Origin of the sequence: Tolumonas auensis DSM 9187, assembly GCF_000023065.1 — a bacterium.
In the GTDB taxonomy this organism is placed as follows: Bacteria; Pseudomonadota; Gammaproteobacteria; order Enterobacterales; family Aeromonadaceae; genus Tolumonas; species Tolumonas auensis.
In genome coordinates, this window is the sequence record NC_012691.1 from 3,063,252 (window position 1) to 3,087,493 (window position 24,242).

The window sequence follows — 24,242 nt, forward strand, 5'->3', positions numbered from 1 at the left end:
ACCCAGAACTGTCAACAACTCTCTTTTCAGAGAGAACTCGGCGGCAGAGTCCAGAAGAAAGAAATCTTTCTCGCTGGGTTCCGGCACCGTCTACGCAGGTAAATTAAGGTTTACACCACCTGCGGTCTTGGACGGGAGTCGAGACCCCCAACCAAACTAAGGGGCGAGATTATAGACTATAATCTCGCCCCTAGTAAATAAGCTTAAGCAGCTTTGGTATCCAGAGAAGCCTGATCAACAGCCATACCTGCACCCATAGTGGTGGACAAGCTAACTTTCTTGATGAATTGGCCTTTAGAAGTAGATGGTTTAGCTTTTTTCAGCGCAACCAGCAGTGATTCTAAGTTCTCTTTCAGCTGAGCTTCAGTGAAGTCAACCTTACCAATGGTAGAATGGATGATACCATTCTTGTCGTTACGGTAACGAACCTGACCTGCTTTAGCATTTTTAACAGCTTCAGCAACGTTAGGAGTCACAGTACCAACTTTCGGGTTTGGCATCAGACCACGTGGGCCCAGGATTTGACCCAGTTGACCAACAACGCGCATTGCATCAGGAGAAGCAATAACTACGTCGAAGTTCAGTTCACCACGTTTAACTTGTTCAGCCAGGTCTTCCATACCTACCAGGTCAGCACCAGCTGCAGTTGCAGCTTCAGCATTAGCGCCCTGAGTAAATACAGCAACACGAACGGTACGACCGGTGCCGTTTGGCAGTACGGTGGCGCCACGAACGTTCTGGTCTGATTTACGAGCGTCGATACCCAGGTTAACAGCTACGTCAACGCTTTCTACGAATTTAGCAGTAGCCAGCTCTTTCAGTAAAGCAACGGCTTCGGTGATGCCATACTCTTTAGTAGCATCAACTTTTTCACGAATTACGCGCATGCGTTTAGTTAATTTAGCCATTGTCTTATCCCTCTACTACCAGGCCCATGGAACGGGCAGAGCCTGCGATACAGCGGGCTTTCGCTTCCAGATCAGAACCAGTCATATCAGGTTCTTTGGTCTTCGCGATTTCCAGCAGCTGAGCGTGAGTCACTTTACCTACTTTATCTTTGTTTGGCTTGGAAGAGCCAGACGTGATACCAGCAGCTTTTTTCAGCAGGAAAGAAGCAGGTGGCGTTTTAGTTTCGAAAGTGAAAGAACGGTCACTGTATACAGTAATTACAACTGGAGTAGGCGCACCTTTTTCCAGTTTTTCTGTACGAGCGTTGAACGCTTTACAGAATTCCATGATGTTAACACCGTGCTGACCCAGAGCCGGACCTACTGGTGGGCTTGGGTTCGCGCTGCCGGCCTTAACTTGCAGCTTGATATAGGCTGAAACTTTCTTTGCCATTTTTAAAATCACCTCAAATGTGGGTTCTAGCGCCTCAGAGTAAAACTCTTCACAGGCTCCCCGATAGAAAAAGGGGCAGCGAATTATAGAGATAACCGCTGCCCCAGACAACCAGTAATATTAAACTTTTTCGACCTGACTGAAATCGAGCTCAACCGGGGTCGCACGACCGAAGATCAGAACTGAAACCTTCATGCGGCTCTTGTCGTAATCGACTTCTTCCACGGTGCCGTTGAAATCAGCAAACGGACCATCGGAAACACGGATAACTTCGCCTGGTTCGAACAGAGTCTTGTGTTTTGGTTTATCCACAGACTCTTGCAGACGATTCAGAATTGCATCCGCTTCTTTATCGGTGATCGGTGCCGGACGGTCAGAAGTACCGCCAATGAAGCCCATCACACGGGGAACGTTACGCACTAAATGCCATGATGCATCATTCATGATCATTTGTACCAGCACATAACCCGGGAAAAATTTGCGCTCGCTTTTACGCTTCTGGCCAGCACGCATTTCGACTACTTCTTCAGTAGGAACCAGAATTTCACCAAACTGGTCTTCCATGCCGTGCATTTTGATATGTTCTTTCAACGATTTGGCGACACGACCTTCAAAACCGGAAAAAGCCTGTACAACATACCATCTCATACGTTGTTCTGACATTGATTACCCCTTCATTCCGGTGATTAGTTCAACCAGCCAAATCAGAGCACCATCTATTAAAAATAAGAATAGGCCCATAACAACGGTAAATGCAAAGATGATCAGGGTTGTCTGAATAGTTTCCTGGCGAGTTGGCCACACTACTTTACGGACTTCCTTGATGGATTCACGACTAAAAGTCAGCAGTGCTTTACCCTGAATAGTTTGCAATGCAGTCACCGCTGCAGCAGCAAACGCAATTACAACTGCGACAACACGGATCAATAACGATTTTTCAGCAAAAACTGAATTACCAACCACCGCAGCCGCCAGAAGAATGAAAACCAGCCCCCACAATGCGATGTTTTTACCTTTGTTGCGGTTCTGGCTCTCAACATTCACACTCATACAATCTACCTGTATTCGTTTTCAGTGCATTAAACCCGCTATTTTGCGGTATTTGGCAGGGGCGGAGGGATTCGAACCCCCAACCATCGGTTTTGGAGACCGCTGTTCTACCAATTGGAACTACGCCCCTAAGATAACAAAGCCCCGATTATAGGGGCTTTGTTTATATTTGTAACCGAAAGAATTATTCGATTACTTTAGCAACAACACCCGCACCTACGGTACGACCGCCTTCACGGATTGCAAAACGCAGACCATCATCCATCGCGATTGGGTGGATCAGGGTAACTACCATTTTGATGTTGTCACCTGGCATTACCATCTCTACGCCTTCTGGCAGTTCGATAGTACCGGTCACGTCAGTTGTACGGAAGTAGAACTGTGGACGGTAGCCTTTGAAGAATGGCGTATGACGACCACCTTCTTCTTTGGACAGTACGTATACTTCTGATTCGAACTTGGTATGCGGGTTGATGGTGCCTGGTTTAGCCAGTACCTGACCACGCTCTACGTCGTCACGTTTAGTGCCACGCAGCAGAATACCTACGTTCTCACCGGCACGACCTTCGTCCAGCAGTTTACGGAACATTTCAACGCCGGTACAAGTGGTCTTGGTGGTCTCTTTCAGACCAACAATTTCCACTTCTTCACCCACTTTGATGATACCGCGTTCTACACGACCAGTTACTACTGTACCACGGCCTGCAATTGAGAATACGTCTTCAATTGGCAGCAGGAATGGCTTGTCAATAGCACGTTCTGGTTGTGGGATGTAAGAATCCAGCGCTGCTGCCAGCTCAATGATCTTCTCTTCCCATTTCGCGTCGCCTTCCAGCGCTTTCAGTGCAGAACCACGGATAACCGGCGTGTCATCACCTGGGAAATCGTATTCAGACAGCAGTTCACGAACTTCCATCTCTACCAGATCCAACAGTTCTTCGTCGTCTACCATGTCACATTTGTTCAGGAAAACGATGATGTACGGTACGCCTACCTGGCGACCCAGCAGGATGTGTTCACGAGTCTGTGGCATTGGGCCGTCAGTCGCTGCTACTACCAGGATCGCGCCGTCCATCTGTGCAGCACCTGTGATCATGTTTTTAACATAGTCAGCATGGCCTGGGCAGTCTACGTGTGCGTAGTGACGTGCTTCAGTATCATATTCAACGTGTGAAGTGTTGATGGTGATACCACGAGCTTTTTCTTCCGGTGCGTTATCGATCTGGTCGAATGCACGCGCCTGGCCACCGAATTTTTTAGCCAGTACGTTAGTGATCGCTGCAGTCAGCGTGGTTTTACCGTGGTCAACGTGGCCGATGGTACCAACGTTAACGTGGGGTTTTGTACGTTCAAATTTTTCTTTAGACATGCTCGTCCCTCTAAGCTAACACTGTTATATGGTAAGAAACTCACCACGGTACACACCGTCCGACGAGTATCAACAATAGCTCTTTGAATTAAATTGGAGCGGGCAGCGGGAATCGAACCCGCATCATCAGCTTGGAAGGCTGAGGTAATAGCCATTATACGATGCCCGCATAACTACAATGCCAGTGCACAGGATGGTGGAGGGAGAAGGATTCGAACCTTCGAAGGCAGAGCCGTCAGATTTACAGTCTGATCCCTTTGGCCGCTCGGGAATCCCTCCATCAGTGCATGACAAATCATGGCTACCTGCAAAGAGCGTTGCGAATTCTAGTGCAAGCGTGCCGGTGGAGCAACTACTCTGCGATGTGTTTTCATGAGTTTTCTACTCCGTTTTCATGAAATTGTTCTGTTTTTTGCTTTTTGAACCCTCAGATGCACTTTCGGTTGTCGAATAATAGGCGCTTGGTGTAATGTCGGCCCTCTTGCTGAAAGGACTTCAAGAATGACTGCAGATCCACAACATCTCTCGCCTTATTTACATTTTCACAGGGAACAGTGGGCTCATCTGCGTGATTCAGTCCCACTTTCATTAACCGAACAGGATCTGATTGACCTGCGAGGTATTCACGATGAATTGTCACTCGACGAAGTCCGTGACATCTATCTGCCCCTATCCCGCTTGCTGAATCTCTATGTGAAAGCACGTCAGCACCGCAGCAAAGTCATTGAACAGTTTCTGGGAACCAGAAGCGAACGGGTGCCGTATGTGATTAGCATCGCGGGCAGTGTTGCGGTAGGAAAAAGCACGACAGCACGTATTCTGCAGGCATTACTGGAACACTGGCCCGAGCATCCGAAAGTGGAACTGATCACCACGGATGGCTTTCTTTATCCCAACCGGGTATTGGAAGAGCGCGGATTGATGAAGAAAAAAGGCTTTCCGCAATCGTACGACATGCGCCGACTGGTCAATTTTGTTGCCGATATTAAAGCCGGAAAGCAACGTGTTGAAGCACCGATTTATTCGCACCATATCTATGACATCATTCCGGATCAGGTCAAAGTTCTGGAACAACCGGATATTCTGATCATTGAAGGCCTGAATGTGTTACAGAGTGGCATGGATTACCCACATGATCCGCACCGCGTCTTTGTGTCTGATTTTGTTGATTTTTCTATTTATGTGGATGCGGACAAAAACTTACTGAAAGAGTGGTACATCCAACGCTTCCTCCGTTTCCGTAAGAGCGCATTCTCCGATCCGTCGAGTTATTTCCACCACTATTCCCATTTCGATGAGGATGATGCGGCTGCCACTGCCAGCCGGATCTGGGACGAAATCAATTATCCGAATCTGATTGCCAATATCTTGCCGACCCGTGAGCGGGCTAATCTGATCCTGACCAAAGGCGGTCAGCATGCAATTGAGCAAGTCAGGTTAAGAAAATAAATTCAGCTGTCGGCGCGCAGTGATATCTCGCCGCCGACAAATTTACGAATACCGTTACCATCCTGCAGCAGCATGTTCCCCTGCCCGTCTATACCACAGTAAGTACCATGTATTATCTGGTCACCCAGCAGAACCTTTACGGGCTGCTGCATAAACATATCCAGCCGGTTCCATTCCGTTAAAAAGGCACTTAATCCCTGCTGTTCAAAAAGCGCTAACGTTTCCCGCAATGCGTGGATAATGGCGGCACTCAGTTTATTCCGATCAATAGCTGCGGTCTGTTCAGCCAGATGCGCACAGGGTTGATCCAAACGGGCGATGACATCATCCGGTAAGTTCAGATTGATACCGACACCAATCACCAGATGGCAGAGACCGCCGACGGCGGCGGACATTTCTACCAGGATGCCCGCCAATTTCCGGCGTGCCATATAGATATCATTAGGCCATTTCAGGCTGAGCCCCTGATATCCCTGCGCTTCCAGCGCCCTGACGACCGCAACTCCAATTGCAAGACTCAATCCCATGGCGGCACTCGGTCCATCATCCAGTCGCCAGTACATACTCATGATAAATTGACTGCCAAATGGCGAATGCCACTGCCGTCCCCGACGGCCACGACCGGCCGTCTGCGTTTCTGCCAGCAGGCATTCACCTTTCTGCCAGCGATCCAGCTGAGCCATCATGTATTGATTAGTAGATCCAATGACGGCACAGGTATGCACCGGAGCGCCGTGAAGATGAGACCTGATAATCTCTGCATTCAGTGGCTGCAGCGGCGTATCCAGCCGATAACCTTTGCCGGTAATGCTGAATATCTCCAGTCCCAGCTGGCGCAGACTTTTTATTTGCTGACTGATGGCTGCCCGGCTGATGCCCAGAGCAATACCGATCTGTTCACCGGAATGGAAACCACCATCAGCGAGCATACTGAGCAGCGCCTGCTGCCGTGAGTTCAGTTGCTTCATTGGATCGCCTGCAAACTGTTTATTTCACCGGATAAACCAATGAATCTGACTTCAGGCTCCAGTTGCACCGCAAACTTCTGACGCACGGTACTGGCAACATGTTTAGCCAGTGACAGGATCTCGTTCGCGGTGGCATTGCCTAAGTTGACCAGGACCAGCGCCTGATCACGATGCACACCCGCAGCCCCCAGACTAAATCCTTTAAGCCCGGCCTGATCGATAAGCCAGCCAGCGGCAAGTTTGTTCTGTTCGCTTCCGGCGGTAAAACACGGCATGGCGGGATAATGGCGTTTCAGCTCCATGGCCAGTGCTGAACTCACCACCGGATTCTTAAAAAAGCTACCGGCATTACCCAACATCGCCGGATCGGGCAACTTACTCTGCCGTAATTCGCAGATGGTATGGAAGATTTGATCCGCAGAGGCGGTGGACCCCAGCGCTTTCAGCGGTCCGTATTCCACAACAGGTTGCCACTGTTTAGGGATCCGGAAACCGACAGCGGTAATAATGACCTGATCATGCAACTCATGCTTGAACAGACTATCCCGATAACCAAACCGGCACTGTTCTGCACTGTATCGCGCCCTGTGACCGTCGGCAAAATGCCAGGTATCGACGTAATCACAGAATTGGCAGAATTCGACGCCATACGCACCAATGTTCTGCACCGGTGCAGCACCAACCGTACCGGGGATCAATGCCAGATTTTCCATACCCGGCATCTGGTTTTGTAGTGTCCAAGCGATCAGTTGATGCCAGTTTTCACCCGCCGCAACATGCAGCAACCAGGCATCATCCGTTTCCTGAACAGAAATCCCCTTCAGACGATTCACAATCACCAGACCATCAAAGTCTGTGGTGAAAAGGATATTACTGCCTTCCCCAATCAACAGACGCGGCAGGCTGTCAGACCACCACGGGCTCTGACGCAATGAGTCCAGTGTGGTTTCATCGCTGAGGATCAACCCCATCCGGGCATTGGCATTCAGGCCAAACGTATTGAAGGGTTTCAGCGGGAAAGGCGAGATAGGCTGCATACTTTAAAACCTTGTTGGATCCGGTGAAAAACAAAGCGGCACCGATGTGCCGCTCGCTGAGATCAGAAACCGCCGCGGCCGAAACCACCCGGCGGCAACATATTTTTCATATTTCCCATCATTTTTCGTAAGCCGCCTTTACCGGCAACTTTCTTCATCATTTTCTGCATTTGGTCAAATTGCTTCAGCAAACGGTTAACATCCTGAATTTCAACACCTGACCCCATGGCAATACGGCGTTTACGTGATCCTTTGATAATATCGGGATTACGGCGTTCGCCTTTAGTCATTGAGTTGATGATTGCTTCCATCCGCACCGTGAGTTTGTCATCCAGCTGGCCTTTGACATTATCCGGTAAGCCGGAAACACCAGGCAATTTGTCGAGCATCCCCATCATGCCGCCCATGTTACGCATCTGAACCAGCTGCTCACGGAAGTCTTCCAGATCAAAGCCTTTCCCTTTCTGGACTTTTTGCGCCAGTTTGGTGGCTTTTTCTTTATCGACGTTGCGCTCCATCTCCTCGATCAGAGAGAGCACATCACCCATACCCAGGATGCGGGAGGCAATACGGTCCGGATAGAATGGTTCCAGTGCGTCGGTCTTTTCACCCATACCGATAAACTTGATCGGTTTGCCCGTGATATGACGTACGGACAACGCCGCACCACCACGCGCATCACCATCCGCTTTCGTCAGGATAACCCCGGTCAGCGGTAATGCTTCGCTGAACGCTTTTGCGGTATTCGCGGCATCCTGACCGGTCATGGCGTCCACGACAAACAGCGTTTCGATAGGATTCAGCTGTTTGTGTAATTGCTGGATCTCTTCCATCATCTCGCTGTCGACGTGCAGACGACCGGCGGTATCGACAATCAGAACATCAAAATAGCGCTTACGGGCACTATCCAGCGCGGCGGCGGCAATTTCAGCCGGTGTCTGGCTGGTAGAACTCGGGAAAAATTCGATGCCAATATCATTGGCCAAAGTTTCCAGCTGTTTGATCGCTGCCGGACGATAGACGTCGGCAGAAACAACCATCACCTTTTTCTTCTGACGTTCCGTCAGGAATTTGGCCAGCTTCGCAACAGAAGTGGTTTTACCCGCCCCTTGCAAACCCGCCATTAATAAAATCGCCGGAGGCTGGGTGGCTAAATTCAGATCCTGATTGGCTTCCCCCATCACGGAGATCAGCTCACCATGTACAATTTTGATGAAGGCCTGGCCAGGACTGAGGCTCTTATTGACTTCCTGCCCTACGGCGCGCTCTTTGACGCGGTTAACGAATTCTTTGACAACAGGCAGCGCGACATCAGCTTCCAGCAGAGCCATACGCACTTCGCGCAGGGTATCTTTGATGTTGTCGTCGGTCAGACGTCCACGGCCACTGATGTTGCGCAACGTGGCGGATAGACGCTCGGTTAAAGTTTCAAACATGACTGGCTCCGCAGATTATGGCCAAATTGTTGCCGATTATAGCCAAGTCACTGCAGATACTAAAGAAAGGGATTCACGGAACATGACTTGTCGGTGAAATCGATTAAATTTTGTCAATAATTCTCATTTAACATTTGCGTATGGCTGCAGAATAAAGAGGAAGCTATACTGCTCTTTAACTCATTTTTGATGGTTCTGATGAATTATGCTGATTGTGGCATTACTGGGCATTGGGTTTTATCTGCTGGCAACCGGACTGGTGATGCGGCAATTTTTCAGCGCTCAGACTCACACCCCTGACCGCGTGCTGACCGCTGCCTGGCTGGCAATGATACTGCACCTGGCTGTACTCGGCATGGCGATCATTCAGGCTCAGACCGTACAGAATTTAAGTGTGCTCAATGTTGCCTCATTGGTCGCACTGCTGATTAACGGATTACTCACCGCTATTAGCCGGCAGCAAAACAGCTGGATCCTGCTGCCATTCGCTTATGCTTTCACTGTAGTATTATTATTCAGCAGTTTATTTACGCCTTATTACTATCTGACCAGCCTGGGCGATCGTCCGGGATTAGTTATTCATATTGCGCTGGCCCTGCTTTCCTATGCCATGATGAGTATTGCCAGTCTGTTTGCGCTGTTACAGGTTTATCTGAATTATCAGCTTAAACACCGCCGCAAGCTGCGTTTACAGAATGTCCCACCCTTGCTGAGTATCGAAAAACAGCTGGTCCGGTTGTTACAAATTGGCGGCGTTTTGCTGACACTGTCGATCAGTAGTGGTTTTTTATTCATCGATAACATACTGGCACCGAACAATCTGGATAAAGTCGGATTATCGGTCGTCGCCTGGTGTCTTTACGCTACCTTGCTGTGGGGACATTATCAGCGGGGATGGCGGGGACAGCGTCTGGTTATTATGACGTTGACTGGCAATGTGTTACTCGCCGTCGCTTATTTTGGCAGCCGCTTATTGCAGCTTATATTCTGATTATCTGACTGCAGTGAACCGATATCTGACCAGAATAAAAAGGGAGACCGAAGTCTCCCTTTTTATTTACTGAGAAGCCTGGATTACAGTGCTTTCAGGATCGCTTCCACAGTGGCTTTGGCATCGCCGAAGCACATGTGCGAGTTCTCTTTAAAGAACAGCGGGTTCTGCACACCAGCGTAACCGGTGTTCATTGAACGTTTGAAGACCACCACGTTCTGCGCTTTCCACACTTCCAGTACCGGCATGCCGGCAATCGGGCTGCCCGGATCTTCCATCGCCGCCGGGTTAACAGTGTCGTTGGCACCAATCACCAGTACAGTGTCGGTATCGGCGAAGTCTTCGTTGATTTCGTCCATTTCCAGCACGATATCGTAAGGCACTTTCGCTTCCGCCAGCAGTACGTTCATGTGACCAGGCAGACGACCAGCAACCGGATGGATACCGAAGCGCACGTTGATGCCTTTATCCCGCAGTTTCTGGGTAATATCCGCAACCGGATACTGCGCCTGGGCCACCGCCATGCCGTAGCCCGGGGTGATGATGACGGAGCTGGAGTTTTTCAGCAGGTCAGCCACATCTTCCGGTGACATTTCACGGTATTCGCCCACTTCTTCTGATGCAGAAGAGGACACGGTACCGTCAGTACCGAAACCACCGGCGATAACGGAGATGAACGAGCGGTTCATTGCCTTACACATGATGTAAGACAGGATCGCACCTGACGAGCCCACCAGCGCACCGGTGACAATCAGCAGGTCGTTGGAGAGCATGAAGCCCGCGGCTGCCGCTGCCCAACCAGAGTAAGAGTTCAGCATGGACACCACGACTGGCATATCGGCACCACCGATAGAGGCCACCAGATGCCAGCCGAAGGCCAGCGCAATCAGCGTCATCACGATGATGGCGAAGGTCGACCCACCGACGTTGATGAAGTACAGCATCAGCGCGAAGGACGCGACCGCGGCCAGCAGGTTCAGTTTGTGCTTGTGTGGAATATTCAGCGGTTTGGAGCTGATAGTGCCACGCAGTTTACCGAACGCCACGATAGAGCCGGTGAAGGTCACCGCACCGATGAACACGCCCAGGAAGATTTCCGTCAGGTGGATGTTCAGCATCGCGCCGGTCAGGTGGCCATGGCCGTTGACAGTTTGTTCCGCCAGTTGGCTGATAGCGGCCTGTGCGGCAGCCATGATTTCTTCCGGTGAGCCATTCAGTGGCAGCACCAGTTGTTGAACCGCATCCGAAGGTAACAGTTCAATGAAGCTGTTATAACCGACCACGACCGCAGCCAGACCCACGAAGCTGTGCAACACCGCAACCAGTTCCGGCATTTGAGTCATTTCGACTTTCAGTGCTAAACGCGCACCAATCGCACCACCAATCACCATGGCAACCAGGATGAAAATCACCCCGTGTACACTCGGGCTGGCAATGGTCGCAACCAGTGCGATTGCCATCCCGGTGATACCAAACCAGTTACCGTATTTCGCGGTTTCCTGTTTGGATAAACCGGCGAGACTGGCAATAAACAGAACTGCGGCAACAATGTATGACGCAGTAACTAAACCTTGAGACATGTCAGCTCCCCTTAACCCTTACGGAACATCTTCAGCATACGCTGAGTCACGGTGAAACCACCGACGATGTTAATAGTGGCAATCAGTACCGCGACAAACGCCAATACTTTCACCAGTGTGGAATCACTGCCAATCTGCAGTAACGCACCGACGACGATGATGCCGGAAATTGCATTGGTGACCGACATCAGTGGCGTATGCAGTGAGTGGCTTACGTTCCACACCACGTAGTAACCAACCACACAGGCCAGCACGAACACGGTGAAATGCGACAGGAATTCCGGTGGTGCAACATGGCCTAACAGACCAAACAACCCCAGGCCGACCACACCCAGCCATTTCTTCGACTTGCACGGTTTCTTCGCTTCCGCTTTCGCCGCTGCTGGTTTCGCTGCTTCCTGTTTCGGTGCCGCAGAAACACTAATCGCCGGTGGCGGGAAGGTCACTTCACCCTGATGCACGACGGTCATGTTACGCAATACCACGTCGTTGAAATCCAGATTGATGTTGCCGTCTTTCTCTTTGCACCACAGCTTGGCCAGGTTCACCAGGTTAGTGGCATACAGCTGAGAAGACTGCGTTGGCAGGCGACCTGGCAGGTCGGTGTAACCAATCACTTTCACACCAGAGTCAGTCACTGACAACGTACCCGGTACTGTGTATTCACAGTTACCGCCGGTAGCAGCCGCCAAATCGACAATCACCGAGCCCGGCTTCATCGAATCAACCATCTCTTTGGTAATCAGTTTTGGTGCTGGTTTACCCGGAATGAGCGCCGTGGTGATGATGATGTCCACGTCTTTGGCCTGTTCTGCAAACAGGGCCATTTCCGCTTTGATGAATTCATCGGACATGACTTTGGCGTAACCGTCAGAGGAAGAACCATCTTCGCCACCGAAGTCGAGTTTCAGGAACTCGCCACCCATGGATTCGATTTGTTCAGCCACCTCTAAACGAGTATCGAAGGCACGCACAATCGCGCCCAGTGAGCGAGCGGAACCAATCGCCGCCAGACCGGCCACACCGGCACCAATCACCAGCACTTTTGCCGGTGGCACTTTACCTGCCGCCGTAATTTGACCGGTGAAGAAACGACCAAACGAATGTGCCGCTTCAATCACCGCACGATAGCCACCGATGTTGGCCATCGAAGACAGGGCATCGAGTGACTGCGCACGCGAGATACGCGGCACCATGTCCATCGCCAGCACATTGATTTTTTTGGTCGACAGTTTCGCCACCAGCTCAGGGTTTTGCGCTGGCCACAGGAAACTGACCAAGGTGGCGCCTTCTTTAATCAAGCCGATTTCAACATCGGACGGGGCATTCACCTTGTAAATAATATTGGCCTGCCAAATATCGGCAGACGTTGCGACGCTAGCGCCGGCGGCTACGTACGCGGCATCGTCAAAGCTGGCCAAAGCGCCAGCGCCAGACTCGACAATCACGTCGAAGCCGAGTTTTTTTAGTTGCTCGACGGTGTTCGGGGTAGCTGCGACCCGTGTCTCACCGGCAAGGCTTTCTCTCGGTATTCCAATCTGCATGATTTTTCCCTGATAGTGAAAAATGACGCTGCATTATTGCCCACAGCGACCGGTTCATGTATTCGCAGGCAATAGTGTAGACGTTTCAACACAAAAACGTACCTGCATCTTCAGTTCTATTTCCGGGAGTTGCGGACTCAGTCTACCGGCCAAGCACTGAGAGCTCACGCACAATCCCGGAAATAAATGGGGAAGATACTCTACCCGCTCTGCTCATGAAAAAAAACGCACAAAATAAGATTAAATATAATTATTTGGCATGAACAACGCGTTTTTCCTCTTGAAATCGCAACTTCTGATTATTGATATCGGTTATACCGATAGATTAATCATCGGGATCATCGGACATATGCCGACTGCCCAGCCAGCCATTTGCCCTTTTGTGGCACAATTCCCTGTAAATCAAAAGGAATTGAGACTAATCGCGTACCATTGTTACGTTGCACGGCAAAATGCAAATGCGGTCCGGTGCTGAACCCCGTATTGCCTGACAATGCCAGTAATTGTCCGGCCTTAACGAATTGCCCGGGTTTCACCATGCCGCTGCCGGTTTTCAAATGCGCATACAGCGTCATAGTGCCGTCCGGATGCAATAAACGAACGTAATTGGTTTTTGCCCTGTCTTGCGGATTGGTGCTGTGACTGTTAAAGCTGTCTCTCATATCCAGTACGGTGCCGGACTTCGCAGCCAGTACCGGTGTTCCCACCGGCATCGCGATATCCAGCGCATAGCGGTTTCCCGGCAGGTTATGGCTGTAACTCCCATTAAATGCCTGTGAGATCCGAAAACTACCGGCAAACGGCGAACGCAAGATCGAGTGATCTTTCTGGATATCGGAAGGCGTCCCCACTGAAAAATGGTAACTAAACTCGAGTTTACCCTGCCCCAGGTAGTTAACCTGATCGACAAAGATTTCGGTTCTGGGCGCAACCACGATCGGCTGGGACAGATTCCGGTGGGCAATAATATTATCCTGCCGGTTCATTTTTAAGGTCACCGTCACCGGTCCATAAAGGCTGTTATACAGATAGAGGTTGCCCATTTTGGTATAGCGCAGTGTGACCGCATCCTGCTCCGGTTCCCAGATCTCAATTTCGACCGGATTAAACGGCTGAGCACGGGCATATTGATCGGTATAACTGACAACCCCTCTTTCATCGACATATTTGTAGACCGATGCGGCGTCTGCTGAAACAGCAACCACCAGCAATAATGTCATGACGAAACACCGCACTTTCTGCATTACCGGAACATCCTGTGTCATCAATCCTGAAAGCGCTGCATCACAAACGCATCTTCGCTGACATTCCCGTTCTGATAATAATTTTTCCGCAGGCCCACTTCATGGTAGCCCATTTTCTGATATAAATTTTGTGCCGTGATGTTCGAGGCTCTGACTTCCAGCCACCATTGTATACAGCCACGTGCTGCTGTCTGCTGCAGGTAATGTTCTAATAATTGCTGGCCAAATCCGTGTCCCTGCCATGCAGGATCAATACAGATATTCAGCAGCGTACTTTCATCCAGCAATAAATCTGCGATATAAAAGCCGATAATCTGCTGCTGATGCAGGATGGCACCATTGAAATAACGGTTACCAAAGTTTGATGATAATAAATGATGGCTCCATGGATATTGATGAGCCCGGCATTCAATATCGTAAAGCGCTTGCAGATGGGTTTTATCCGGAACAATAAATTCAATTTTCATACTGACAGATCTGATGCCATAGTTGTTGCTTCGCTGAAGCAGATGAGCTTAATGAAAGCTGGTGCGCATGCGGATAATTTTCCGGCGTAACGCTCTCGCCGCTCCACAGGATCCAGTCACCTTCATCTAATGATACCGGTAAATCTGCTGGCTGAAGCACATGCTGATAATCGGCCAGATGCAGAACCAGACAAAGATCATCGATCCAGCCCGGCAGGTCACCGACTACCCAGCAGACGGGCCCGGCTTTGCTTCTGAGCGCCGAAGGCGCATGCGGCAACACCTCCGGACAGCGCAACTGCCAGTCAGTTATGTGCATATGACGCAAAATCGATTTTGACACGAGGGCCTCTCTCTGTTTTCCGGATGCATTCATACCAGAGTCGCCAGAGAAAAAACAGCTTCTGTCAGACCGGATACACCAATTTCATGGATCAATGATATAAAACAAGCCTGTAAAATAATTGTTACGGCATTATAGCTAATGAGTGTCGCACAGCAGTGGTTACAGCGACGGAGAACGGTTGAATGCAGAACAATAAACAGCTTCAGGAACGGATAGGACGGTTGATTGATGCACTGTCCCAAAGCTTATTTGAACGAAAAGACGTGATCCGGCTTTGTTTGCTGGCCGCCCTGTCAGGTGAAAGCGTGTTTATGCTTGGCCCGCCGGGGATTGCCAAAAGTCTGATTGCCCGCCGGCTGATCCATGCTTTTCGCGACAGTCGGGCATTTGAATATCTGATGACCCGCTTTTCGACGCCGGAAGAGGTATTTGGTCCGTTATCGATCCAGGCACTGAAAGATGATGGCCGCTATCTGCGTCTGACCGACGGTTATCTGCCGGATGCGGAAGTGGTATTTCTGGATGAGATCTGGAAAGCCGGCCCGGCGATTTTGAATACCTTACTGACCGTGATTAATGAACACCGTTTCCGTAATGGCGAACGCGAAGTCGCTGTTCCGATGCGACTGCTGGTGACCGCATCGAATGAATTACCGCAGAAAGACAGCGGCCTGGAAGCGTTGTATGACCGCATGCTGGTGCGTATCTGGATGGATCGCATTCAGGATAAACAGAATTTCCGCGCAATGCTGATAAGCCGTCAGGATCCGCAATACGATCCGGTCAATACCGATATTAAAATCAGTGATGATGAGTATAACGAATGGCAACGGGCACTGGCTCTAGTCACGCTCCCGGATGCGATTTTTGAGCAGTTGTACGCGTTGCGCGATCAGATCTTCCGTCTGAGTCAGCAAAACAGCGAGCAACTGGATTCGATGTATGTCTCGGATCGCCGCTGGAAAAAAGCCTTACGCTTGTTGCAGGCCAGTGCATTCTTTAATGGCCGGCAGAAAATCAACAGCCTGGATCTGTTACTACTGAAAGATTGCCTGTGGCATGACCTGTATGCCCGGCAACAGATTGAGTCCATGCTGCATGACTTCGCCTGTAAACTGGCCTTCGGACAGGAAAATTTACATTTCTCACTCAAGCGTTTGCAAACTGAGTTGCAGCAATATCAGCGGGAACAAACCAAGATCCTCGGTTGCCGTCTCTCCCCGGCACAGAAACTGATACGTCCGCGCGGCAAAGGATGGCATCTTGATTTTAAAGCGGCAGGACTGAGCCCGGTTGCAGAAAATTACCGGCTGATTTTTCTGCAAACCGCCTATCTTGATCCGAAGCATCCGGAGCGTGAAATCAGGTTTGCGACATTACGTCGTAAAGAGTTAATGCTCTGGCTGCACAAACAGGAACCCGTACCGGTACGTCTGCAGGAAGATCAAAATACAATCCCGCTGCGTTTCGATGCGGATATTCAGGGTACGGACGGACATGCCATCCTGATTGCCCGGGACAGCGCCAACCGGCCAATTGCACTGACCATTTCCGGCAAACAGGGTTTACCTGACTGGCAACAGAAAACCTGGCAGGAACAGCTGGACAGTATGCAGAATGAATGGCGCAAGATCCGCGATGATGTGAAAAAACAATATCTGTTATTCACCGTGGAATGCCCGCATCTGTTTCTGGCGCAGGAGTCACTGACCGCAATCGAAGACAGTTTTCTGCGTTTGGACAGTGAAATTAAAAACCTGCAGCAACAGCTGGAAGCAAACTTGCATAGCCTTGAATCACTGGTTCAGTTAGCCGGACACTAACCTATGGTCGATTTACAAACACTGTCGCTGCTGCTGTCAATAAACGAAACCCAGATGGTGCAGGATCTGGTATCGACGGTCATGTCTTCGCCACAGGTTTCACAATTTATGCATGAGCATCCGTTGTTTTTCAAAAACGTACAAGAGCATGTACAACAATGGAGTCAGTCTATTCCGGCACAGCTGAAAAACATCCCGGTGCCGGACGATTTGCAGCAGGAATATATTCTCTATCTGGATGCACAAGGTTTAAGTGCCGAACAATTTACGCAACAAAGTGCGGACTTGTTGGTTCAGCTACAACACTCTGATTTCCATACCGATGCGCAGAATTTATTACTGACCCTCAGTCAGGCCAATGCACATAACCGTAAACAGCTGTTTATACAGAAATGGCGGGAACATCTGGTATCACAGGTCTTATCGCTCGAGATCATTTTTGCCGAACAAGAGCGCGAGCGGATGCTGCAGCAACTGGAACTGCGCATGCAGGTTGCCGGCGAGCTGGATGAAACACTGGCACCGCAACACCCCGGTAAACTGTGGGATCTCACGGCGACCCATCTTTTACAGGGCAACAGCTCGTTATTCCGGCACTATGCCAGTTTCCTGACGCATAACCCCGAACTGAAAAAAATTGCCGATGCTCTGGGCCGGGCCGCAACGCAGGACAGCAGTGCAGAAGAACAGATCAATCGGGTGGAAACAGCGGAATGGCAGACTGTACAGCATGAACAGGTGCCGGACGATCTGGTCGGTATACATCAGAGTAACGAGCTGAACCGGTTGATCAGTTCTGAGACTGTTTTACTGACTGAACCGGAACTGGAAACCGTGTTCTACAAACAACTGGCAGAACGGCGGTTACTGAATTATCAGTTTATGGGACAAAGCCGCAGTCTCGAAACGGTGATGAGTGAACAACGCACTTTCGGTGAAACTCAGGACACCAAAGGGCCGTTTATTGTCTGTATTGATACTTCCGGTTCGATGAGTGGCTATCCGGAAGACTGTGCCAAAGGCTTCTGTTTTGCATTGCTGCAAATTGCCCTTTCGGAAAACCGGGCCTGTGTGATCATGCTGTTTTCCACGGATGTGGTGACCTATGAACTGACCGGCCCGGAAGGCTTGCAGGAAGCCCTGAACTTCCTCGGTTGTTCATTCAAAGGGGGCACCGATCTGGAACCCTGCATGCAGCAGGTGATGCACTATATGCAACAGGCACGCTTCAGCAATGCCGATGCGGTGGTGCTGTCTGACTTTATCGCCCAGCGTTTAAGCGTAGAAACAGAACAACAAGCACAACAGATCAAACGTAACGGCAATCGTTTTAATGCGGTTAGCTTATCGCGGCACGGTAAACCGGCATTAATGAAGATTTTTGATAACGTCTGGAAATTTGATACCAGTCTGTCGGGACGGGTGTTACGGAAGGTACGGTAAGAGGAAATGTTTCCGGAAGGCAGAAACTAAAAAACCAGCTTTCGCTGGTTTTAGTTGGCAGGGGCGGAGGGATTCGAACCCCCAACCATCGGTTTTGGAGACCGCTGTTCTACCAATTGGAACTACGCCCCTGCAATTTACGCTGGCGATTATACGAATTGCCTCTGAAAGGTAAAGCGATTTTTATGCTGGCCGGTGCGTTTGCTGCTTTTTTAGCTAATTACTTCTGATTTCAGCAAAAAAAGCGTCTGATGGCCTTTTTTAACCGCAGATCTTTGTGTCTGGTCGCTTAACACACCCCACCCCATCAACTATAATCAGCGCGCACTGACAGAATGGACGCTTCATCATGCATCAGGACATTGATCTGACTTTTTGCACGTTGCCACATCAAATTGCTGGCAATGTTTTTTCCATTCTTCTGATTTCATGCCAAAAGCCCCGTTTGCAGGGGCTTTTTTCTGTGCCTTTACACCCAGAGCAGCGCTCAATCGCCTGCTCCTATCCTGTCTGAGGACACTATCGCCATGGCCAACCCCCTGTATAAAAAAAATATCCTGTCGATCGCCGATTTGAGCCGGACTGATCTGGAACTGGTTGTTCAGACAGCCAGCCAGCTGAAGCAGTCGCCGCGGCATGACCTGCTGCAACATAAGGTGATTGCCAGCTGCTTCTTTGAAGCGTCAACCCGCACCCGCCTGTCATTTGAAACCGCGGTACACCGTCTGGGTGGTTCAGTGATTGGTTTTGCTGATGCCGGTAACACGTCACTGGCGAAAAAAGGGGAAACGCTGGCCGATTCTGTTCGCGTGATCACCTCTTACACGGATGCATTTGTGATCCGTCATCCGCAGGAAGGTGCGGCACGGTTATCTGCCGAGTTCTCTTCAGTACCGGTAATCAATGCCGGCGATGGCTCCAACCAGCATCCGACACAGACCTTGCTGGATCTGTTCAGTATCTATGAAACTCAGGGCACCCTGGATGGCCTGAAACTGGCCTTCGTTGGTGATCTGAAGTATGGCCGCACGGTACACTCGCTGGCACAGGCGTTAAGTCTGTTCGGTGCCCGCTTCTACTTTATCTCTCCGGAAGCGCTGGCGATGCCGGATTACATCTGTGAAGAACTGACCGAGAAAGGTATTGAATTCAGCTTCCATGACACGATTGAAGAAGTAATGCCGGAACTGGATATTCTGTATATGACCCGTGTCCAGAAAGAGCGCTTTGAAGAGTCGGAATACCGTCATATTGCCGCTAAGTTTGTGCTGTCAGCGGATGAACTGAAAACTGCCAAGCCGAATATGAAGATCCTGCACCCGCTGCCACGTGTGGATGAGATCCATACCGATGTGGATGACACAAATCATGCTTACTATTTCCAGCAGGCCGGTAACGGGGTGTATGCACGTCAGGCGTTACTGGCATTAGTTTTGAATGAAGAAGTATAAGGAGCCGATCATGTCAGAGAAAAAACAGCTGCAAGTCGAAGCGATCTGTAATGGTTCGGTGATTGACCACATTCCTGCCGGTCAGGGGATCAAGATCCTGAAATTGTTCCATTTGCTGGACACCCGTCAGCGTATTACGGTTGGTTTAAATCTGCCATCAGCAGCGCTGGGATCAAAAGATCTGATCAAAGTGGAAAACACGCAGCTGACGGCGGATCAGGCGAACCAGTTAGCCTTGTTTGCCCCGCAGGCAACCGTGAATATCATTGAAGACTTCAAAGTCGTCACCAAACATCAGCTGGAATTGCCGGGAGAGATTGTTGGCGTTTTTGCCTGCCCGAACTCAAACTGCATCAGTCACCGTGAACCGGTACGCAGTCGCTTCGGTGTGCGCTCAACACAGGGTGAAGTCCGTCTGAAATGTCATTACTGCGAAAAATCCTTTACCAAAGAAATCGTCAGCGAAGCGTTCTGATCATTCTCTTCTTACGCCTGCTCCGGCAGGCGTATCCTTCATTTGTAACCGATTTCATGAATAGCCCCATCTGATACTGGCTTTGACCAGTGCAAACTGTTACTTTTTTGTTATCGTTTTTTCTTCCCCTATTTTCAGAAAAAGGTTCTGTAATGCCTCCGTTTGTCCTGATTATTCTGCTGGCAGGTTTCCCGGCACTCGCGACTGATATGTATTTGCCGGCATTACCGATGCTGCAACATATGTGGCAACTGTCACTGGCACAGGCCAATTTTTCACTGGTGATCTTTTTTATTACTTTCAGCCTGTTCTTATTAGTTTACGGGCCACTGGCTGATCGTTTCGGACGACGTCCGGTATTGTTTGCCGGATTATTGATTTTTATCGCCGGCAGTCTGTTCTGTGCGATGGCGCAATCGATTGGTCAGCTGGTCGTCGCCCGTTTTCTGCAAGGGTGTGGCGCGGCAGCCGCCTCTTCGTTATGCCTGACCCTGTCGAAAGATCTCTATACCGGTCAGCAACAGAAAAAAATCATGGCTTACATCGGCGTGATCGTGCCCTTAGTGCCGATGCTGGCGCCGATGCTGGGCAGCTGGGTCATTGAGCATCTTTCCTGGCGGATCATCTTTATCACGCATGTGATCCTGGCGCTGGCTTCACTTATTGGCACTTTAACGTTAAAAGAACCTGCTATTCACCGGACGCAGGGTGGTCTCACGGCTGTTTTACGCCGCTATATGGTGTTATTTAAAAACCGCACGTATCGCTCACTGACATTGGTTTTTGCCATTACACCGCTGTTCTTTTACTCATTTCTAGCCGCCTCCGGCAGCATTTATATGCTTGATTTTCAATTGTCCGCGCAGCAGTTTGGCTTGTTATTTGGTTTTAACGCGCTCGCTTTAATGGCCGGCTCATTCTGTTGTGCCCGGCTGAGCACACATTTTTCATCAATGCAGATCCTGAACTGGTCACTGGCCGGAATGTTTCTTGCCGGCACGCTGATGCTGCTCTGGCACCCGACCAGCATCAGTTTTGCTGTATCCATGTTTGCGGCATCGTTTTTTATGGGGATAAGCCGTCCGCTGTGTAATCACATGGTGCTGGAACAGGTGCACAGTGATATTGGTGCCGCGTCTTCGCTACTGACATTTTCGTCGTTTATTCTGGGTGCCATCGGTATGCAAATGGTCTCTCTGATGCCCGATGCTAAAATTGTATTGATTGCAGCCATGATCCTGATCGGAAGTGCTATTCCCTGGCTGGCGATCCGTCGTCTGTCTCTCGCCCATTAACCGGAGATCCTGAACTGATGCCCCATTCCCTGCCTCTCATCACCACCTTAGTCGGCGCGCTGACCATGGCTTTCATTTTTGGCATGATTGCTCACCGGTTACGTCTGTCCAATATGGTGGGATATCTGCTGGCGGGTGTGTTGATCGGGCCATTTACTCCCGGTTTTGTCGCTGATCAGGCATTGGCAGCAGAACTGGCGGAGTTAGGTGTCATTCTGCTGATGTTTGGTGTCGGACTGCATTTTTCAGTAAAAGACCTTCTTTCTGTCAAATTCATCGCGAGCCCCGGTGCGATTTTACAAATTGTCCTGGCTACCTTGCTTGGCGCTCTGGCCGGAAAACTGTTTGGCTGGTCATGGACCACCGGACTGGTGTTTGGTTTGAGTTTATCCACGGCCAGCACTGTTGTGCTGCTGCGGGCGCTGGAAAGCAAAGGGTTATTGATGAAACGGGAAGGTCAGATCGCGATTGGCTGGCTGATTGTCGAAGATCTGGTGATGGTACTGGCACTGGTGTTATTACCGGTGTTGGCGCATTCCGGCGATGCTGATCCTGCATTCAATTTATGGCAACAACTGGGCGTCACGCTTGGCAAAGTGTTTGCGTTTATCGTATTGATGTTTGTGATTGGGCGCCGCCTGATCCCATTAGTACTAAAACACACTGCCAGCACGGGTTCGGGTGAATTATTTACGCTGGCGGTACTGGTGATTGCCTTGGGCATTGCGTTTGGTGCGGTGAAACTCTTTGGCGTTTCGTTTGCACTGGGTGCTTTTTTTGCCGGCGTGGTGTTAAGTGGTTCTGAACTGAGTCATAAGGCAGCACATGATACCCTGCCGCTGCGGGATGCATTTGCGGTACTGTTTTTTGTCTCGGTCGGCATGCTGTTCGATCCCGCAATTCTGCTGCGGGCACCGCTGGCGGTATTGCTGACGGTGCTGATTATTATTGCCGGCAAATCTCTGGCCGCGTACGGGCTGGTCCGCCTGTTTGGTTATTCCAACTCCGTTGCCCTGACCATATCGGCCAGCCTGGCACAGATCGGCGAATTTGCCTTTATTCTGACCGGACTGGCCATTTATCTGAAACTCTTACCAAACGAAGCCCGTGATTTGGTGCTGGCGGGCGCTATTTTCTCGATCATGCTGAATCCGTTCCTGTTCGGCTGGCTTGAAAAATACAGAGAAAAGAAACAGATTCCCGCTGAGTGAATCAGTGGAACCGTCAGTTCTGTTAAAATAATCCTGTTAGATCAATCAGTTGTCAGCATTCACCTCTGACAACTCATCCCTGTTCTTTTAAAATCCACCGGCTTTTAATTAAAAAATTAAACACACGTGGATAAAAACATGAAAAAAATTACTTTGTCTGTTATCGCTTTAACCATTTCCGCCATGATCGCCGGTTGTTCAACGTCGGGTGAACAATATCAGGCCAACGTTTACACCGCAGGCCAGGTGAACAGCCGCCAGGCCGCGAAAACAGTCAAAATCCTCGCCGTCCTGCCCGCCAGGATTGAAGTGGATAACACGGAAGGCAAACAGAATGCACAAATGATTGGGGGTGTACTCGGTGCCATTGCCGGCGGAGTTCTCGGCAACAAGACCACGAACCACTCCGGCTCTGGTACTGCCGTGGGCGCAGTCGCCGGTGCGGGTGTGGGCGCAGTTGGCGGCTCATTAGTCAAAGATAAAGTTCTGGTTGATGGCGTCGCTATTACCTATGTGGAAGATGGAGAGACGTACAATTCAGCTCAGGTTGGCAAGACCTGTGAGTTTACCCCCGGCGTTGCGTTAGTGGTCTCTTCAGATGGCGCAGAAACCCGCCTGCAACCCAATGCAACTTGTCCGGTCAAGTCGTAAGCAAGGGGGCTTTGATGAAAAAGACACTAATCGCAATTGGTTTCGTGATGTTGCTACCAGCGGCTAATGCTCAATCGTTGCAGGAACAACTGGCAACCATAGATCAGGTGCAACAGCAGCGCATTGCCGATGAAAAAGCCGCGGAACGCAAAGCGATAGCTGAAATGAAAGCCGAAGAAGAGCGTATTCGTAAAGAATATGAGGCACAGGAGCGCAAAGAAGCCCGGGCTCGCGCGGCGACAGCGGCCCGAAGTGCCGCCAGAGAAAAGGCCAAAGCGGAAGCGGCACTGACGGATAAAAAACGGGAGCAGAGCTACGAAGATCAACTCCGGGATCTGGAAATTGAGCGTCAGAAAGCCGAGTTGGCTGCATTAAAGGCCAAATCAAAACGCGCTGATGACTACATTGATCGGGAGTTAAAACAACAAGATGCAGAAACGGACAGTATCCAATCCAGAGCCGATGCAACCCGGAATGTATCTGAAGGCACAAAATCAATGATGACCAGCGAAGGCAAAGCCAAAGAGAAGAAAGCCTCCGGCTGGTTCAGTAGTGACGAATAACCCGCGTATCGAACGGACGTTAATTTAATAAAGAGGCTCATCGCCTCTTTATTTTTTTGCCCTAGCCAGATACCGATCCAGGGCATTTGCAAAGGCCCGTTTTTCTGTTTCACTGAATGGTGCCGGGCCGCCACTCTGGATACCGCTGGCACGCATGGTATCCATAAAATCACGGATGTTTAACCGGCCACGGATGTTTTCCCGGGTAAATTCTTCACCACGTGAGGTTAATGCAAAACCGCCTTTTTCGATGACATCAGCGGCCAGCGGAATATCACTGGTGATCACCAGATCACCGGGCTCCACCCGTTTGACAATTTCATTGTCCGCCACATCGAAACCCGATTCAACACGCAGTGTCCGGATATGCCGGCTGGCCGGTACACTGATTGACTGATTTGCAACCAGAATCAGTGGCATAGCCGTGCGTTCTGCGGCACGGAACAGAATGGTTTTAACTGCATTCGGACAGGCGTCCGCATCCACCCAGATTGACATGATGTTCCCT

Annotated in this window: 25 protein-coding genes and 4 tRNA genes; 10 read left to right on the forward strand and 19 right to left on the reverse strand. The window is 50.2% G+C overall.

Annotation, left to right across the window (positions count from 1 at the left end; genetic code table 11):
• Positions 1-203: 203 nt before the first annotated feature.
• The 8 genes from rplA to TOLA_RS14300 all read right to left on the reverse strand — a co-directional run bounded on the left by rplA (position 204) and on the right by TOLA_RS14300 (position 4,039).
• The gene (rplA, locus tag TOLA_RS14265; RefSeq protein WP_015879828.1) at positions 204-908 is read right to left on the reverse strand and encodes a 50S ribosomal protein L1; all 705 of its coding nucleotides are present in this window, start codon (positions 906-908) and stop codon (positions 204-206) included.
• 4 nt (positions 909-912) lie between these two features.
• Positions 913-1,341: a 50S ribosomal protein L11 gene (gene rplK / locus TOLA_RS14270; RefSeq protein ID WP_015879829.1), complete on the reverse strand. Its 429-nt coding sequence runs from the start codon at positions 1,339-1,341 to the stop codon at positions 913-915.
• A 120-nt stretch (positions 1,342-1,461) separates the two neighbouring features.
• Positions 1,462-2,004 (reverse strand): transcription termination/antitermination protein NusG, encoded by a 543-nt coding sequence (gene nusG, locus TOLA_RS14275; protein WP_015879830.1) that lies wholly within the window; start codon positions 2,002-2,004, stop codon positions 1,462-1,464.
• Positions 2,005-2,007: 3 nt separating this feature from the next.
• Positions 2,008-2,385, reverse strand: a complete 378-nt coding sequence (gene secE, locus TOLA_RS14280) for a preprotein translocase subunit SecE (RefSeq protein WP_411354428.1) — start codon at positions 2,383-2,385, stop codon at positions 2,008-2,010.
• Positions 2,386-2,444: 59 nt separating this feature from the next.
• Positions 2,445-2,521: transfer RNA gene (locus TOLA_RS14285), tRNA-Trp, on the reverse strand.
• A 54-nt stretch (positions 2,522-2,575) separates the two neighbouring features.
• Entirely contained in the window at positions 2,576-3,760 is a 1,185-nt protein-coding gene (gene tuf, locus TOLA_RS14290) for an elongation factor Tu (protein WP_015879832.1), read from the reverse strand.
• 94 nt (positions 3,761-3,854) lie between these two features.
• Positions 3,855-3,929: transfer RNA gene (locus TOLA_RS14295), tRNA-Gly, on the reverse strand.
• A 25-nt stretch (positions 3,930-3,954) separates the two neighbouring features.
• Positions 3,955-4,039 (reverse strand) — tRNA-Tyr (locus TOLA_RS14300).
• A gap of 222 nt (positions 4,040-4,261) precedes the next feature.
• Here TOLA_RS14300 and coaA point away from each other — a divergent pair.
• Positions 4,262-5,209: a type I pantothenate kinase gene (gene coaA, locus TOLA_RS14305; protein WP_015879833.1), complete on the forward strand. Its 948-nt coding sequence runs from the start codon at positions 4,262-4,264 to the stop codon at positions 5,207-5,209.
• A 2-nt stretch (positions 5,210-5,211) separates the two neighbouring features.
• Here coaA and birA read toward each other — a convergent pair whose 3' ends face one another.
• From birA to ffh, 3 genes are all read right to left on the reverse strand, one after another.
• Positions 5,212-6,177, reverse strand: coding sequence for a bifunctional biotin--[acetyl-CoA-carboxylase] ligase/biotin operon repressor BirA (gene birA, locus TOLA_RS14310; RefSeq protein ID WP_015879834.1), 966 nt, complete (start codon positions 6,175-6,177; stop codon positions 5,212-5,214).
• Positions 6,174-7,214 (reverse strand): UDP-N-acetylmuramate dehydrogenase, encoded by a 1,041-nt coding sequence (gene murB, locus TOLA_RS14315; RefSeq protein ID WP_015879835.1) that lies wholly within the window; start codon positions 7,212-7,214, stop codon positions 6,174-6,176. Before murB ends, birA begins: the two co-directional genes overlap by 4 nt.
• A 62-nt stretch (positions 7,215-7,276) precedes the next feature.
• Positions 7,277-8,650: a signal recognition particle protein gene (gene ffh, locus TOLA_RS14320; protein ID WP_015879836.1), complete on the reverse strand. Its 1,374-nt coding sequence runs from the start codon at positions 8,648-8,650 to the stop codon at positions 7,277-7,279.
• A 205-nt stretch (positions 8,651-8,855) separates the two neighbouring features.
• On the opposite strand from ffh, the gene TOLA_RS14325 reads away from it, so the two are divergent.
• The gene (locus tag TOLA_RS14325; protein ID WP_015879837.1) at positions 8,856-9,641 is read left to right on the forward strand and encodes a cytochrome C assembly family protein; all 786 of its coding nucleotides are present in this window, start codon (positions 8,856-8,858) and stop codon (positions 9,639-9,641) included.
• A gap of 83 nt (positions 9,642-9,724) precedes the next feature.
• Here TOLA_RS14325 and pntB read toward each other — a convergent pair whose 3' ends face one another.
• The 5 genes from pntB to TOLA_RS14350 form a co-directional block, all read right to left on the reverse strand.
• Entirely contained in the window at positions 9,725-11,221 is a 1,497-nt protein-coding gene (pntB, locus tag TOLA_RS14330) for a Re/Si-specific NAD(P)(+) transhydrogenase subunit beta (protein WP_015879838.1), read from the reverse strand.
• An 11-nt stretch (positions 11,222-11,232) separates the two neighbouring features.
• A complete protein-coding gene (locus tag TOLA_RS14335) occupies positions 11,233-12,765 on the reverse strand; it encodes a Re/Si-specific NAD(P)(+) transhydrogenase subunit alpha (protein WP_015879839.1) in 1,533 nt (510 codons plus the stop codon).
• Between the two features lie 338 nt (positions 12,766-13,103).
• Positions 13,104-13,985: a peptidoglycan DD-metalloendopeptidase family protein gene (locus TOLA_RS14340; protein ID WP_171804936.1), complete on the reverse strand. Its 882-nt coding sequence runs from the start codon at positions 13,983-13,985 to the stop codon at positions 13,104-13,106.
• Positions 13,986-14,029: 44 nt separating this feature from the next.
• Positions 14,030-14,476, reverse strand: coding sequence for a ribosomal protein S18-alanine N-acetyltransferase (gene rimI / locus TOLA_RS14345; RefSeq protein WP_015879841.1), 447 nt, complete (start codon positions 14,474-14,476; stop codon positions 14,030-14,032).
• A complete protein-coding gene (locus TOLA_RS14350) occupies positions 14,466-14,819 on the reverse strand; it encodes a hypothetical protein (protein WP_015879842.1) in 354 nt (117 codons plus the stop codon). Before TOLA_RS14350 ends, rimI begins: the two co-directional genes overlap by 11 nt.
• Positions 14,820-15,004: 185 nt before the next feature.
• Here TOLA_RS14350 and TOLA_RS14355 point away from each other — a divergent pair, with 185 nt between their 5' ends.
• On the forward strand, positions 15,005-16,645 hold the full coding sequence (locus TOLA_RS14355; RefSeq protein WP_015879843.1) for an ATPase RavA domain-containing protein: 1,641 nt from the start codon (positions 15,005-15,007) through the stop codon (positions 16,643-16,645).
• Between the two features lie 3 nt (positions 16,646-16,648).
• Positions 16,649-18,088 carry an ATPase RavA stimulator ViaA gene (gene viaA, locus TOLA_RS14360; protein ID WP_015879844.1) on the forward strand — a complete coding sequence of 480 codons (1,440 nt, stop codon included), beginning with the start codon at positions 16,649-16,651 and terminating at the stop codon, positions 18,086-18,088.
• Between the two features lie 55 nt (positions 18,089-18,143).
• On the opposite strand, the gene TOLA_RS14365 is transcribed toward viaA, so the two are convergent.
• Together TOLA_RS14365 and TOLA_RS16800 are read right to left on the reverse strand one after the other, a co-directional pair.
• Positions 18,144-18,220, reverse strand: a tRNA-Trp gene (locus TOLA_RS14365).
• A gap of 215 nt (positions 18,221-18,435) precedes the next feature.
• The gene (locus TOLA_RS16800; protein WP_171804917.1) at positions 18,436-18,579 is read right to left on the reverse strand and encodes a hypothetical protein; all 144 of its coding nucleotides are present in this window, start codon (positions 18,577-18,579) and stop codon (positions 18,436-18,438) included.
• A 36-nt stretch (positions 18,580-18,615) separates the two neighbouring features.
• Here TOLA_RS16800 and pyrB point away from each other — a divergent pair, with 36 nt between their 5' ends.
• The 6 genes from pyrB (at position 18,616) to TOLA_RS14395 (ending at position 23,734) form a co-directional block, all read left to right on the forward strand.
• Positions 18,616-19,539 carry an aspartate carbamoyltransferase gene (gene pyrB, locus TOLA_RS14370; protein WP_015879845.1) on the forward strand — a complete coding sequence of 308 codons (924 nt, stop codon included), beginning with the start codon at positions 18,616-18,618 and terminating at the stop codon, positions 19,537-19,539.
• Positions 19,540-19,549: 10 nt separating this feature from the next.
• Complete coding sequence (pyrI, locus tag TOLA_RS14375; protein WP_015879846.1) at positions 19,550-20,014, forward strand: aspartate carbamoyltransferase regulatory subunit; 465 nt, start codon at positions 19,550-19,552, stop codon at positions 20,012-20,014.
• Positions 20,015-20,166: 152 nt separating this feature from the next.
• Positions 20,167-21,309: a multidrug effflux MFS transporter gene (locus TOLA_RS14380; protein ID WP_015879847.1), complete on the forward strand. Its 1,143-nt coding sequence runs from the start codon at positions 20,167-20,169 to the stop codon at positions 21,307-21,309.
• A gap of 17 nt (positions 21,310-21,326) precedes the next feature.
• Complete coding sequence (locus tag TOLA_RS14385) at positions 21,327-22,520, forward strand: monovalent cation:proton antiporter-2 (CPA2) family protein (protein ID WP_015879848.1); 1,194 nt, start codon at positions 21,327-21,329, stop codon at positions 22,518-22,520.
• Positions 22,521-22,658: 138 nt separating this feature from the next.
• A complete protein-coding gene (locus tag TOLA_RS14390; protein ID WP_015879849.1) occupies positions 22,659-23,171 on the forward strand; it encodes a glycine zipper 2TM domain-containing protein in 513 nt (170 codons plus the stop codon).
• Positions 23,172-23,185: 14 nt separating this feature from the next.
• Positions 23,186-23,734, forward strand: a complete 549-nt coding sequence (locus tag TOLA_RS14395) for a DUF5384 family protein (RefSeq protein ID WP_015879850.1) — start codon at positions 23,186-23,188, stop codon at positions 23,732-23,734.
• Positions 23,735-23,782: 48 nt separating this feature from the next.
• On the opposite strand, the gene TOLA_RS14400 is transcribed toward TOLA_RS14395, so the two are convergent.
• Complete coding sequence (locus TOLA_RS14400) at positions 23,783-24,232, reverse strand: YaiI/YqxD family protein (protein ID WP_015879851.1); 450 nt, start codon at positions 24,230-24,232, stop codon at positions 23,783-23,785.
• Between the last annotated feature and the right edge of the window lie 10 nt (positions 24,233-24,242).